This window comes from Streptomyces griseofuscus (assembly GCF_014673495.1).
GTDB lineage: Bacteria > Actinomycetota > Actinomycetes > Streptomycetales > Streptomycetaceae > Streptomyces > Streptomyces murinus.
The window spans coordinates 638,390-652,496 of sequence record NZ_CP051006.1; the positions used below are offsets into that span (position 1 = coordinate 638,390).

The 14,107-nt window shown below is 71.6% G+C and carries 8 protein-coding genes; 5 read left to right on the forward strand and 3 right to left on the reverse strand.

Annotated features, from left to right (window positions below):
* The first annotated feature begins 161 nt into the window (after positions 1-161).
* Positions 162-1,172 carry a Ppx/GppA family phosphatase gene (locus HEP81_RS02820; RefSeq protein WP_051849963.1) on the forward strand — a complete coding sequence of 337 codons (1,011 nt, stop codon included), beginning with the start codon at positions 162-164 and terminating at the stop codon, positions 1,170-1,172.
* A gap of 45 nt (positions 1,173-1,217) precedes the next feature.
* On the opposite strand, the gene HEP81_RS02825 is transcribed toward HEP81_RS02820, so the two are convergent.
* Positions 1,218-3,857, reverse strand: coding sequence for a WD40/YVTN/BNR-like repeat-containing protein (locus HEP81_RS02825; RefSeq protein WP_037652683.1), 2,640 nt, complete (start codon positions 3,855-3,857; stop codon positions 1,218-1,220).
* A gap of 100 nt (positions 3,858-3,957) precedes the next feature.
* Positions 3,958-5,055, reverse strand: coding sequence for a GNAT family N-acetyltransferase (locus tag HEP81_RS02830; protein ID WP_037652680.1), 1,098 nt, complete (start codon positions 5,053-5,055; stop codon positions 3,958-3,960).
* A gap of 210 nt (positions 5,056-5,265) precedes the next feature.
* On the opposite strand from HEP81_RS02830, the gene HEP81_RS02835 reads away from it, so the two are divergent.
* The 4 genes from HEP81_RS02835 to HEP81_RS02850 all read left to right on the forward strand — a co-directional run bounded on the left by HEP81_RS02835 (position 5,266) and on the right by HEP81_RS02850 (position 10,569).
* Positions 5,266-5,682, forward strand: coding sequence for a PaaI family thioesterase (locus HEP81_RS02835; protein ID WP_037652678.1), 417 nt, complete (start codon positions 5,266-5,268; stop codon positions 5,680-5,682).
* A gap of 688 nt (positions 5,683-6,370) precedes the next feature.
* The gene (locus tag HEP81_RS02840; protein ID WP_421673945.1) at positions 6,371-8,542 is read left to right on the forward strand and encodes a glycoside hydrolase family 31 protein; all 2,172 of its coding nucleotides are present in this window, start codon (positions 6,371-6,373) and stop codon (positions 8,540-8,542) included.
* 128 nt (positions 8,543-8,670) lie between these two features.
* Positions 8,671-9,885 carry a carbohydrate-binding protein gene (locus HEP81_RS02845; protein WP_051849961.1) on the forward strand — a complete coding sequence of 405 codons (1,215 nt, stop codon included), beginning with the start codon at positions 8,671-8,673 and terminating at the stop codon, positions 9,883-9,885.
* Positions 9,886-10,077: 192 nt separating this feature from the next.
* A complete protein-coding gene (locus HEP81_RS02850) occupies positions 10,078-10,569 on the forward strand; it encodes a hypothetical protein (protein ID WP_037652675.1) in 492 nt (163 codons plus the stop codon).
* Between the two features lie 75 nt (positions 10,570-10,644).
* Here HEP81_RS02850 and HEP81_RS02855 read toward each other — a convergent pair whose 3' ends face one another.
* Positions 10,645-14,019, reverse strand: a complete 3,375-nt coding sequence (locus HEP81_RS02855; RefSeq protein WP_037652673.1) for a pyruvate carboxylase — start codon at positions 14,017-14,019, stop codon at positions 10,645-10,647.
* Positions 14,020-14,107 lie beyond the last annotated feature (88 nt).

Sequence of the window (14,107 nt, forward strand, 5' to 3'; positions counted from 1 at the left end):
CGCCGGGTGGGGCCCGGATCCGGACAGGGGCGGACGCCTCCGCCGTCGCGCGCCGGTGGGTGCCGTCAGTGCCCCGGGCGCCGCCCGCCGGGGCGTGGTCTGCGCACGACCGCCCCTCGGGCGCAGGCGTTTGCGCCGACGGAGTGGGTACGGACCCGGCCATGCGTGTGAGTGTGGTGGACGCGGGATCGAACACGGTACGACTGGTGATCGCCGATGTGGAGGGGGGTGTTCCGCTGCCGGTGCACACCGTCAAATGGAAGCTGCGCCTGTCCGAACAGGTCGGCCCGGACGGCACCATCGCCGAGGAGGCGGTGGAGCGGCTGGTGGCGGCGGTGGCCGAGGCGGGCGACACGGCGCTGCGGTGGAAGGCCCCGGGCCCGCTGGCGTTCGCCACCGCCGTGGTGCGGGGCGCGCCGAACCGCGCGGAGGTGCTGGAGCGGGTGGTGGCCGGTACCGGGATCCGGATGTGCACCCTGCCGGGTGAGACCGAGGCCGAGCTGACGTTTCTCGCGGCCCGCCGCTGGCTCGGCTGGAAGGCGGGCCCGCTCGCGCTGCTCGACATCGGCGGGGGCTCGCTGGAGGTGGCCTTCGGGCGGGGCCGGCTGCCGGACTTCGCCGCCTCGCTGCCGCTGGGCGCGAACCGGCTGACCCGGGAGTACCTGGACCTCCAGGACCCGCCCGGGGCGGACGAGTTGAGGGAGCTGCGCCGCCGGATCCGGCACGAGTTGCGGGATGTGGCGGCGCGGATACGGTGGGAGTCGCCGCGCACCGCCGCGGTCAGCTCCCGTACGTTCCAGCAGCTGGCCCGGCTGTGCGGGGCCGCGCCGGGCCGGTTCGGGCCGTTCGAGCCGCGCGCGCTGCGGCGCGGGGACCTGCGTGCGGCGGCGCATACCCTGGCCACGCTGCCCGCCGCCGAGCGCGCCCAGTTGCCCGGCATCTCCGCGCCGCGTGCCGCGCAGAGCCTGGCCGGTGCCGTCGTCGGGCACACGGCGCTGAAGCTGATGGGGCTGCGCCGGGCCGTGATCTGCCCGTGGGCGATCCGCGAGGGCATCCTGCTGCGCTACATCGAGGACGGCGCCGACTGGTGGACACGGACCACGGAGGCCGGTCTCCCGGCGGCGCCGTCGTCGGCGGTGCCGCTGCGCAGCGTCGTGGGGCCCTCCGCGTAGCGCGCGGGAGGGGCGACCGCGGGGCCGCCCCTCCCCCGGCCCCCGTCAGCGCAGCTTGCCGACCTTGATGGTGTAGATGCCCCGGCCGTGCGTGGCGGCGTACAGCGTGCCGCCGTCGGGGCCGGTCTTCAGCTGGAGCACGGCGACGGCCGGCAGGTCGCCGACGCGCTTCCAGGTGGTGGTGCCCGGTGCCCGGTAGACGACGCCGAGGTCGGTGCCGACGGCGAGGCCGCCGTTCGCGGTCACCAGGGCGGCGTCGGCGGGCACGTCCGGCAGGTTGCCGGAGATGTCCTTCCAGGTGGTGCCGCCGTCCGTGGACTCGAACACATGGCCGACGCCGGCGCCGGGGCCCTCGGTCCACTGCCGGGAGAAGCCGTTGACCGTCAGATAGACGTGGTCGGCGTCGTGCGGGTCGATGGCGAAGCCGCTGAGGTAGCGGTTGGGCACCGTGCCGTCCACGGGCAGGTCGATGTCGTGCCAGCCGGTGCCGTCCGCGTTGCCGACGGAGATGCCGCGGGCGAAGCCCTGGTTGTTACAGGGGCCGCACCAGGCGGCGTAGACCTTGCCCCCGGAGGCCGCGACGGCGGTGGCGGTACGGCCCGCGCCGAGGTCGTGGGCACTGGTCCACTCGGAGCCGCTGCGGATGGCGTAGCCGTGGTGCTGCACCCAGATGTGGCGGCCGCCCGCGACCCAGGTGTCGCTGTCCTTCAGGTCGGCGGCGAGCGGGGCGATGAAGCGGGCCTCGTGGGTGGCGTTGTCGGGCGGGGCGACCGAGTACGACGTGATCCTGCTCGGGTCGGTCACCCAGCTTCCGTCGTTCACCGCGCAGTTCTGGGTGACCTGGACGGCGAGGTAGACGTACTCCTGGGCGATATCGCATCCGTTGGCGGGGTCGGTGAGGGTGTCGCCGCCGTCGCCGCCGAAGTTGGAGCCCATCACCGTGTCGTTGCCGCGCAGGATGGACTGGCCGTTGTCCTGGAGTCCGCCGGTGACGGAGACGCCGCCGTTCGCGAGGTCCTTGCCGATGCCCACGGAGTAGTACTCGAGGGCGTCGATGGTGCCGTCGTTCAGCGATGTCCAGTCGGTGGCGTGGCCGTCGGCGTCCTGGGAGCCGTTCACCGGGCGCTTGTAGATGCCGCCGTCGTTGCCGACGTACACGTACGGCTTGCCGTGGTAGGTGCCGATGGCGACGCCGTGCTGGTCGGAGTGGGTGGTGGGGTGGCAGTCGCCGGTCTGCTTCGCGGGGTCGATGTTCCAGCAGGGGAAGGTGAAGTTCCAGTACGGGCCGACGGTGGACCAGGTGCCGCCGCCGTCCTGGGTCTCGTAGACCTCTTCGAGGCCGGCGTACAGGTGCTCCGGGTTCTTCGGGTCGACGGCGAGGAACTGGTTGTACCAGGCCTGCACGCCCGGCATGTAACCCGCCGAGGTCAGCGCCGAGTTGTCGGCGGCCAGGCCCCGGTAGTCGGCGATCTTCGTCCAGGGGCCGGTCGGCGAACCGGACTTGGAGACGTAGATGCCCTCCAGACCGCTGTCCGGGTTGCTTTCGAGCTGCTCCGGCGACTGGTCGATGGCGTAGTAGCGGGAGCCGTCGGCGGAGCGGGCGAAGGTCACGTTACCGACGTCGTCCGGGTCGGCCGGGAGGTCGCCGAGGCCGCCGGTGATCCGCTTCCAGGCGCCGTCCGTCCTGGTGTAGAAGCCGTTGTAGTCGTCGCCGCTGCGCCAGCCGATCGCGAGGACCACCTTGGACGGGTCCTTGGGGTCGATGGCGATGTCATTGGCGATGTTCTTGTACGCCGCGTCCGGGTCGTGGGCCTTCGGGCCGCTGGGCAGATAGTCCGGGTTGGGCGCGAACTCCAGCTTCCAGGGGCCCTTGAGGTGTTGGGTGGAGTGGCTCCACACGCCCTCGCTGGTGGCCGCCCACACGGTGGTGCCGGCGAAGCGCAGCTCATGGATGGTGGTGCTCTCCAGCTCGTCGCCGCCGACCCGGGTGCGCTGGGTGAAGTCGCCGTGGTGGGGGTGGGCGAGGACGTAGACGCCGCTGCCGAGGTAGGCGTCGGAGTTGGTGGTGGCCTCGCCGGTGCCCAGCCACAGCCGGCCGCCCGCGTCGAGGGCGAGGGCGCCGGTGGACTGGGAGGGCAGCTTGTCGCTGATGGGCTGCCAGGTGCCGCCGCCGGTGCGCGAGCGCCAGACGCCGCCGCCCGCGCTGCCCGCGTACACATAGCCGTCGTCGTCCGCGGCGACGGCGGCCATCCGGCCGGTGACATCGCCCGCGCCGCCGCTGGAGTTGGAGTCGTAGTCGCGGTAGCGCGGGTCGTCCGAGTTGTACGGCAGATCGGTGATGTTGTGCCAGCTGCCGCCGGTGCTCTTGAGGTTGCCCAGGTCTCCCCAGGCGGCGCCGTAGGCGCCCGGGGCGACGATGCCGGGTGAGGTGCGGGCCTCGGCGAACTGGTCCGCGCCCTCGGCGATCTCGTCCGCCTCGTTGCCGCCGTCGTCGTCCCCCGACAGTCGCGGCGTCCTGGCGCCCACCGACTGCGTCCGCTCCGTGGCGAGCCGGTCGAGGGCGCGGGCGCCGAAGGGGCTCGTCGAGCGGCCGGTGGCGGATGACGGGGGTATCGCGACGAGCGCCGCCGACGCGGCGATCGCACAGACGGTGAACCACCGTCGTCTGCGGGTTGGTTCGGACACCGGACCTCCAGGTATGGGCATGCGACTCTGCCGACGCAGGAGACCCGATCACATGAACGAGCGCCGCTTCGCCACTTGGCGAACTTTTGACACGTACGTGTCAGTAGTGACCCTGGTCCCGCGTGCGGGTGCGCAGGGCGCCCGCCGTCCGCAGCAGCCGGTCGGCGGGTTCGCGCAGCCGGGGGTGGGCCAGCACGGTGTTGCGCAGGCCGCGCGCGGGCCCGCGCCACAGACGGTGGGCGAGCGCCATCGGGTGCGGCCGCGTCAAGAAGCCCTCCTGGACCCGCAGTTCGCGGGTCTTCAGCCAGTCCTTGTACTCCTTGTCGCCGCGTCCGAGGTCCACCACGGCGACCCCGTGCCGGGCGGCGGCCTCGGCGGTCCGCAGATGCATCAGCAGCCCCGGTGAGTAGCGGTGCAGTGCGGGATCGTACGCGGTGAACCAGGCCGCCAGTACGGTGCTCGACCGGGGTCCGAAGTGGGCGGCGACCGGGCGGTCCCCGGCGTAGAGCACGGACAGCACTCCGGTGCAGTGCGGTGCGCGCAGGCGGGACAGCTCCTCGACCAGGGCGACGATCCAGGGCCTGGCGAACCGGTCCATGCGGCCGGTCCTGCGGTACTGCGCGGACTTCCAGCGCATGAGGGTGCGCAGCGCCCCGGGGTCGCGTTCGTCGAACACGAAGCGCACCTCGCCGACGTCCCTGCCGAGGCGGCGTTCCTTCTTCAGGGTCGTCTTCGCCTGCCCGGGGTAGGTGCCGCGCAGCCAGGCGGGGTAGTCGCCGTCGCCGGGCCGTACATCGATGACGGGTGAGGCGAAGGTGCCGGTGACGTACGGCTCGAACGGCCGCTGTTCACAGACGAGATGGTCGAACTCGAAGCTGCTCAGCCCGCAGGCCCGCAGCAACTCGCCCGTGTCCCAGGTGGTTCCGGGCCGGTGCACCAGGGCCTGGCAGTCGGAGAGCCCGAGTCCGATCGCCCGGCCGATGCCGAACGGCCCCCGCTCGTACGGCAGGAAGCCGGCGTCCCGGCCGTCCTCGTGCAGCACCGCCACCCGGGCCCCGGCCCGGTGCCGGCCGACGGCGAGGGCGAACTCGGGGGAGAGGAAGGGGTTGGCGAACCCGGGCGAGGAGTCCATCGCCTCGTGCCAGGCCCGGTGTTGCCCGGGCGTCAGCTCACCGGTTCCGTGGACGGTGATCTCCACTCGGCCCCCCGCCTTCCCGCCGCACTGTGGGCGTCCCGGTCCCCCGCCGTGCGCCGCTGCTCAAAACTGGCGAAACAGACGGACCCTGTCAAGGGCGCGCAGGGCGGCGCGGGGGCGGCCGCCCCTCGCGAACTCCCCCTTCCGCCGCGGGAGAAGGCGTCGGCTGGCAGACTTCCCGATCATCCTGGCCCTCATGAAAGGCGGTACGTCATGACGTCCCACTTCGAGCCCGCCGAGTTGCTGGCCACCATGCCGTTCGCCGCCGGGCTCGGCATCGAGCTGCGGGAGGCCACCGCCGAGCGCACCGTGGGCTCGCTCGCCTGGTCGCCCGAGGTGTGCACGGCCGGTGGCGCGCTGCACGGCGGGGCGCTGATGGCACTGGCGGACAGCGTGGGCGCGGTGTGCGCCTACCTCAATCTGCCCGAGGGGGCGGCCGGCACCTCCACGGTCGAGTCCAAGACGAACTTCCTGCGCGCGCTCACCTCGGGCCATGTCCACGCCACGGCCCGGCCGCTGCATATCGGCGGCACCCTCATCGTGGTGCAGACGGAGCTGCGCGACGACCGGGACCGGCTGGTCGGGCAGACCACGCAGACCCAGATCGTGCTGCGCAAACAGGCCGGCTGAGACACCGCGACCGAGGGGCCGGACCGCGCCGGAGGGCGGGGTCCGGCCCTTTGTCATGTGTGCCCGCGCCACCCCGGAAGGCGTTCCGGATCCGCCCGGGTATTGACATGAACCTGTGCTTCCTTCGAGTCTTCGTGCGTGAAGTTGCTTGATTTCGCGCACCTTCAAGCACTTCCACGCACGCTCATGTACTCCGCACCGACGCGAGGGGAGCTGTTCAGCCGTGCGAAGACTCCGACACCGGGTGCCGTGGCCGGTCTGGGTGCCGCTGGGGCTGGTGACCGCCCTGGCCGGCACCGCGCTGGTCGTCCCGGTGCCCGCCGCGGCCGCCGCCACCGGCGCCGTCCTGGACCCCGCCCACAGCAGTGTCAGCTGGCAGAGCCCCGTCTACCCCAAGGGCACCGTCGGCGACCCGAAGGACTGCCCCGCCGCCGGCGCCGACCCCGACAACCAGGTCTGCGACCGCTTCGACCTGTCCGTCTCGGTACCGGCCGGCTACTGGGACGACAACCCCGAGGGCGGTGTCCCGCTGGCCGTCAAGTGGGAGCACCCCACCGACGACTTCGACCTGTACGTGTACGACGACCACGGCACCCAGGTCGCCTCCAGCGCGGGTACCGCCGACCCCGAGGCCACCGTGATCCCGCGGGCGTCGGGGACGTACCACGTGGTCGTCGTGCCGTACGACGTGCACGACAACTCCTTCACCGGCACGGCGTATCTGCCCGCGACCGAGGACGCCGGCGATCTGACGTCCTTCTCGGGCGGCGACGGCGGCTACACGATCCGGGCCGGGCAGCTCACGGCGCGCGCCGATTTCCTGACCGGTGGCCAACTCCGGCTCCAGGCCGACCCGTCGGGTTCGCTGAGCGATCCGGCCGGCACCGAGATCGTGCGCAAGCAGCCGGCCGCGGACCGGCACACCTCGTCCTTCGACGCGGGCGACTACTACGGCATCCGCGCACCGGGGGCCGTGCTGCGCGTGTACAAGAAGCCGCTGCGGTTCGGGCTGTACAAGGCGGACAACCGCACCCGGATCTGGCAGGAGGACAAGCCGCTGCGCTGGTCCATCGACGGGATGCGGCAGAGCCTGGACCGCGGCGCCGACGAGCAGTTCTTCGGCGGCGGCGAGCAGAACGGCAGTTTCTCGCACCGCGGGCAGACGATGTATGTGTCCAACAGTTTCGACTGGAACGAGGGCGGCTACAACAACTCCCAGCCCTTCTACCTCTCCAGCGCGGGCTACGGGGTCTTCCGCAACACCTTCGCGCCGGGCGTGTACACCTTCGACTCGCCGGTGACCACCGGGCAGCAGGAACGGCGCCTGGACGCCTACTACTTCCTCGGTGACGCCAAGCAAGTGATCGGCAAGTACACCAAGTTGGTGGGCAAGCCGTTCATGCCGCCGGTCTACGGCCTGGAGCCGGGCGACTCCGACTGCTATCTGCACAACGCCAACCGGGGCGAGCGGCACACCCTGGACGCGCTTAAGGTCGCCGACGGCTACACCCAGCACCAGATACCGCTGGGCTGGATGCTGGTCAACGACGGCTACGGCTGCGGCTACGAGGACCTCCAGCAGACCGCCCAGGGCCTCAACGACCACAACGCCCAGCTCGGCCTGTGGACGCAGGACGGCATCGACAAGCTGGCCGAGCAGGTCAAGGCGGGCCAGCGGGTGGCCAAACTGGACGTGGCCTGGGTGGGCAACGGCTATCAGTTCGCCCTGGACGCCTGCGACGCCGCGAAGAAGGGCATCGAGGACAACAGCGACGCCCGCGGCTTCGTCTGGCTGCCCGTCTCCTGGGCGGGCGCCCAGCGCTGCGGGGTGCTGTGGAGCGGCGACCAGCAGCTGTCCTGGGACTACATCCGCTGGCAGATCCCGACGTATGCCGGGGCGACGATGTCCGGTATCGCCTACAACACCGGCGACGTGGGCAGCATCTACCGCCACGACCCCGAGATGTACGCCCGCGACCTCCAGTGGAAGGCGTTCCTGCCGGCCATCATGACCATGGACGGCTGGGCCACCGACCTGACCACCAAGAAGCCCGCGGACCAGCAGCCGTGGCTGGACGGCGAGCCGTACACCTCCATCAACCGCAAGTACCTCCAGCTGAAGGAGCGGCTGCTGCCGTACATGTACACCCTCTCCGCCGACGCGGCGAAGAGCGGTGTGGGCGCGGTGCGTCCGCTGTGGCTGGAGTACCCGGACGACCCGGGCACCCTGGGCGCGAGCGCCAAGTACGAGTTCCTGTCCGGCCCGGACTTCCTGGTCGCGCCGGTCTACCAGGACTCCGACACCCGCGACGGGATCTATCTGCCCAAGGGCACCTGGACCGACTACTGGACCGGCCGCACCTACCACGGCCCGACCACGGTCAACGGCTACCACGCGCCGCTGGACACGCTCCCGCTGTTCGTGCGCGAGGGCGCGATCGTGCCCATGTGGCCGAAGGGCACCACGAGTTGGCAGACCCGGGACCGGCACGAGCTGGACTGGGACCTGTATCCGTCGGCCCAGGGCACCAGTCACTACACGCTGTACGAGGACGACGGCGTGACCCGTGACTTCGCCAAGGGTGCAGCCGCCGCCCAGCGGGTCTCGCTGCACCGGGACGCGCACCGGACGACCGTGTCGGTCGGCGCGAGCGAGGGCGCCTACCGGGGCAAGGTGACCGCCCGGACGTACCGGTTCACCGTGCACGGCGGCTCCGCGCCCGCGCGGGTGCTGCTGGACGGGCGTCAACTGCCCCGCTCCGCCTGGTCGTTCGACCCGGCCACCCGGGTCACGACGATCACCACGGCGAGCCTGCCGCTGGACCGGGGCTTCGGTCTGCGATTGGTCGACAAAAAGTAAAGAGATCGTATGGTCTAGTCCAAAGAGCAGGTTGGTCTAGGCCAACTTATTGACGTGGCCGCAACAGCTCCCGGAGGGTGGGGGCTCCTCCCCCACCCGGGTCTCTCCCCACCCTCTGGAGGCACGCAGTGAGACGTCTTCACGCCTGTCTGAGCGCGGCGGCCGCCGTCGTGCTCGCCGCCGCGGGCACCACCGCCCTGGTCGCGGCCAACGCTTCGGGCGCCACCCCCCAGGACGCCCTGAGCAACCGCTGGTACGCGGCCGCGCCCTATCTGATGCCGCTGGACAACGACCCGCCCAACGCGTCCGCCATCATGGACGCCACCGGACTCAAGGCGTTCCAGCTGGCCTTCGTGCTCGCCCCCAACGGGGGCGGCTGCTCGCCCACTTGGGGCGGTACGGCACCCGTCTCCTCGGACACCGCGGTGAAGTCGACGATCGACACGATCCGCGCCAAGGGCGGCGATGTGTCCGTCTCCATCGGCGGTTACGGCGGCACCAAGCTCGGCCAGGCCTGCGCGGACGCGGCGTCCACGGCGGCGGCGTACCAGCAGGTGATCACCAAGTACGGCCTGCACGCCATCGACTTCGACCTGGAGGAGCCGGAGTACGAGAACACCGCGGCCATCAAGAACGAGATCGGCGCGGCGAAGATCCTCCAGCAGAACAACCCGGGCCTTTACGTCTCCGTGACGACGGCCGGCACGGCGGACGGCACCGGCTGGTTCGGCAAGCAGATGCTGCTCGAGGCGAAGTCGCAGGGGTTCACCCCGAACAACTTCTCCATCATGCCCTTCGACGGCGGCTTCAACGGGGCGGCGAGCCAGACCAGCGCGCTGACCAACTTCAACTCGATCCTCCAGTCCACCTTCGGCTGGGACGAGGCCACCGCCTACGCCCACGAGGGCTTCTCCGGTATGAACGGCCGCAGCGACACCGGCGAGATCTTCACCCAGAGCGACTTCCAGACCGTGCTGGACTACGCGACCAGCCATCACATGGACCGCTTCACCTTCTGGTCGATCAACCGTGACCGCCAGTGCAGCCCGCCCGACAACGGGGGCCGTACGTCCGGGACTTGTTCGAGCGTGGCGCAGAGCGACTGGGACTTCGCGAAGTACTCGGTGAAGTTCGCGGGCGTCACCCCGCCGACCGGCACGCCCACCCCCACCCCGACGCCGACCCCGACCTCGTGCAAGCCCGCGTGGAACTCCTCCACCGCGTACACGGGCGGCACCGAGGTGTCGTACGCGCAGCACAACTGGAAGGCCAAGTGGTGGACCCAGAACGAGGTGCCCGGCGCCTCCACCTGGGGTCCCTGGCAGGACGAGGGCGCCTGCTGATCCCGCGCCCGCCCGGTGGCCGGGGGCCCGTCCGGTGTTCGTCGCACCGGACGCGCCCCCGGCCGCACGCGGGTCCCGGAACCGGTCCGTCCGGATGACACACGGTGCGACCTGCGCGACTGGTGGAATACGCCAAGTGGCCGTAGCGTCGAGGTGACCTGCTCGGACACGGCACGAACGGTGGGAGCGGCCATGCGCGGATCAGTGGTGGGAACGGCGGTGACCCTGGCGGCAGCGGCTCTGCTGACGGCGGGCACGACAACGGCTTCGGCCAGTCCGCCGACCACGACCGCGTCGCCCACCGCGACGGCGCGGTCCGGGGCCGGGGACCGGGTGCTGGTGGACTGCTTCTCGCACCGCAATGTGCGCCCCACGGACTTCATTCTGGCCTGCGGTGACGGCAACAGCCGGCTCAAGGGGCTGCACTGGACCTCCTGGGGCTCAGGCGGCGCCACCGGCACGGGCACGAACTGGGTGAACGACTGCAAGCCGTACTGCGCGGCCGGCACCTTCCACCCCTACCCGGTGGTCATCCGGCTCAGCGGCGGCACCCAGTGGAAGAAGCATCCGTCCTTCGAACGCTTCACCCAGCTGTCCCTGACCTACAGCGGCGCGCGGCCGCAGGGCTTCCAGCAGACGATGTCGTACCCGCTCTGGGACGGCCCCACGGCCCCGCAGGGCTGAGCACGCAGGAGCGGCCGGGTCCGGTGAGGACCCGGCCGCTTTCCCGCGAGTTCGCTCGGCCGCTCTCCCGCGGGTTCAGCCGATCTCGACCAACAGGTCGCCGCCCTCCACCTGCTGGATCCGGTTGATGGCCAGCCGGGACACCCGGCCCGCCTTCGGGGCCGTGATCGCGGCCTCCATCTTCATCGCCTCGATGGTGGCGATGGTGACACCGGCCGCCACCTCGTCGCCCTCGGCCACGGAGAGCGTCACCACACCGGCGAACGGCGCGGCCACATGGTTCGGGTTCGAACGGTCGGCCTTCTCCGTCACCGGCACGTCCGAGGCGGCCGCCCGGTCGCGGACCTGGATGGGCCGCAACTGGCCGTTGAGCGTGGACATCACCGTGCGCATGCCGCGCTCGTCGGCCTCGCCGATCGCCTGGAGCTCGATCAGCAGACGCACACCGGGCTCCAGATCGACGGCGTACTCCTTGCCCGGGCGCAGACCGTAGAAAAACGCCTTGCTGTCCAGGACGCTGGTGTCGCCGTACGACTGCCGGTGGCCCTCGAACTCCCTGGTGGGCGCCGGGAACAGCAGCCGGTTCAGGGTCGCCCTGCGGTCCTTGGCCAGCCCCTCGCGGTCCTCGGCGGACAGCTCGGGCACCGGCTTTGCCGCGGCGCGGCCCTGGAGCGCCTTGGTGCGGAACGGCTCCGGCCAGCCGCCGGGCGGGGTGCCCAGCTCCCCGCGCAGGAAGCCGATCACCGAGTCGGGGATGTCGAACCGGTCAGGGGTCTGTTCGAAGTCCTTCGGGGAGACCCCGGCGCCCACCAGATGCAGGGCGAGATCGCCGACCACCTTGGAGGACGGGGTGACCTTGACCAGGCGGCCGAGGATCCGGTCGGCGGCGGCGTACATCTCCTCGATGTCCTCGAAGCGGTCGCCGAGGCCGAGCGCGACGGCCTGGGTGCGCAGGTTGGACAGCTGGCCGCCGGGGATCTCATGGAGGTAGACACGCCCGGTCGGCGCGGCCAGGCCCGCCTCGAAGGGGGCGTAGATCCGGCGCACGCCCTCCCAGTACGGCTCCAGGTCGCCGACCGCCTGGAGGTCGAGCCCGGTGGGCCGCTCGGAGTGGTCGGTGGCGGCCACGATCGCGGACAGTGACGGCTGGGAGGTCGTCCCGGCCATGGAGGCGACCGCGCCGTCCACCGCGTCCGCGCCCGCCTGGATCGCGGCGAGGTAGGTGGCGAGCTGGCCGCCCGCGGTGTCGTGGGTGTGCAGATGCACGGGCAGGTCGAACTCGCGGCGCAGCGCCGAGACCAGCGTGGCGGCGGCCGGGGCGCGCAGCAGTCCGGCCATGTCCTTGATCGCGAGGACATGGGCGCCCGCGTCCACGATCTGCTCGGCGAGCCGCAGGTAGTAGTCGAGTGTGTAGAGCCGCTCGCCGGGGTCGCTCAGATCGCCGGTGTAGCACAGGGCGACCTCGGCGACGGCCGTGCCGGTCTCGCGCACGGCCTCGATGGCGGGGCGCATCTGGCCGACGTCGTTGAGGGCGTCGAAGATGCGGAAGATGTCGATGCCGGTGGCGGCGGCCTCCTGCACGAAGGCGTCGGTGACCTCCGTCGGGTACGGCGTGTAGCCGACGGTGTTGCGGCCGCGCAGCAGCATCTGGAGGCAGATGTTGGGCACGGCCTCGCGCAGCGCGGCCAGCCGCTCCCAGGGGTCCTCGGCGAGGAAGCGCAGGGCGACGTCGTAGGTGGCACCGCCCCAGCACTCCAGGGACAGCAGCTCGGGCAGGGTGCGGGCGACGACGGGGGCGACGGCCAGGAGGTCCTTGGTGCGCACCCGGGTGGCCAGCAGCGACTGGTGGGCGTCGCGGAAGGTGGTGTCCGTGACCCCGATCGTCGGCGACTCGCGCAGCCGGCGGGCGAAGCCCTCGGGGCCGAGTTCCACGAGGAGTTGGCGCGATCCGGCGGGCGGCTCGGCGGCGGTGGGCACCGGCAGCTTGGTCAACGGGTCGAACAGATCGGGCCGTTCGCCGTGCGGCTTGTTCACCGTGACGTCGGCGAGGAAGGTGAGCAGCTTGGTGCCGCGGTCCGCGGAGGAGCGGGCGGTGAGCAGATGCGGGCGCTCCTCGATGAACGAGGTGGTGATCCGCCCGGCCTGGAAGTCCGGGTCGTCCAGCACGGCCTGGAGGAAGGGGATGTTGGTGGACACACCGCGGATGCGGAACTCGGCGACGGCGCGCCGGGCGCGGCCGATGGCGGCCTTGAAGTCCCGGCCCCGGCAGGTGAGTTTCACCAGCATCGAGTCGAAGTGGGCGCTGATCTCCGTACCGGCGTGGGTGGTTCCGCCGTCCAGCCGGATGCCGGAGCCGCCCGGCGAGCGATAGGCGCTGATCTTGCCGGTGTCCGGGCGGAAGCCGTTGGCCGGGTCCTCGGTGGTGATACGGCACTGGAGCGCGGCCCCGTGCAGGGTGATGGTCTCCTGGGCGAGGCCGAGGTCGGCGAGGGTCTCACCGGCGGCGATCCGCAGCTGCGCCTGGACCAGGTCGACGTCCGTGACCTCCTCGGTGACGGTGTGCTCGACCTGGATGCGCGGGTTCATCTCGATGAAGACGTGGTTGCCGTCCCGGTCGAGCAGGAACTCCACGGTGCCCGCGTTGCGGTAGCCGATCTCGCGCGCGAAGCGCACGGCGTCGGCGCAGATCCGCTCGCGGAGCGCGGGGTCGAGGTTCGGGGCGGGCGCCAGCTCGATGACCTTCTGGTGGCGGCGCTGGAGCGAGCAGTCACGCTCGAAGAGGTGGACGACATTGCCCTCGCCGTCGGCGAGGATCTGCACCTCGATGTGGCGGGGGTCGACGACGGCCTTCTCCAGGAACACGGTCGGGTCGCCGAACGCGGACGCGGCCTCCCGGGAAGCGGCCTCGATGGACTCGCGCAGCTGGGCGGGGTCCTCGACCCGGCGCATACCGCGGCCGCCGCCGCCCGCGACCGCCTTCACGAACACGGGGAAGCCGATGTCCTCGGCGGCCCGCACCAGTTCGTCCACGTCGGTGGAGGGCTGGGAGGAGCCGAGCACCGGCACCCCGGCGGCGCGGGCGGCGGCGACCGCGCGGGCCTTGTTGCCGGTCAGCTCCAGCGTGGCCGTGCCGGGGCCGACGAAGGTGATGCCCGCCTCCTCGCAGGCGCGGGCCAGCTCCGGGTTCTCGGACAGGAAGCCGTAGCCGGGGTAGACGGCGTCCGCGCCGGCCCGGCGGGCGGCGGTCACGATCTCCTCGACGGAGAGGTAGGCGCGCACCGGGTGCCCCGGCTCCCCGATCTCGTAGGCCTCGTCGGCCTTGAGCCGGTGGAGCGAGTTGCGGTCCTCGTGCGGGAACACGGCGACGGTGCGCGCGCCGAGTTCGTAGGCCGCCCGGAACGCGCGGATCGCGATCTCCCCGCGGTTGGCGACCAGCACCTTACGGAACATCCTGGAATCCCTTCAGCTGCCTGGCGGCGACGAACGTCATGGTGGTTGAGACACGCCCTGCCCTGCCATGTCCCGCGCAACCCTAGGG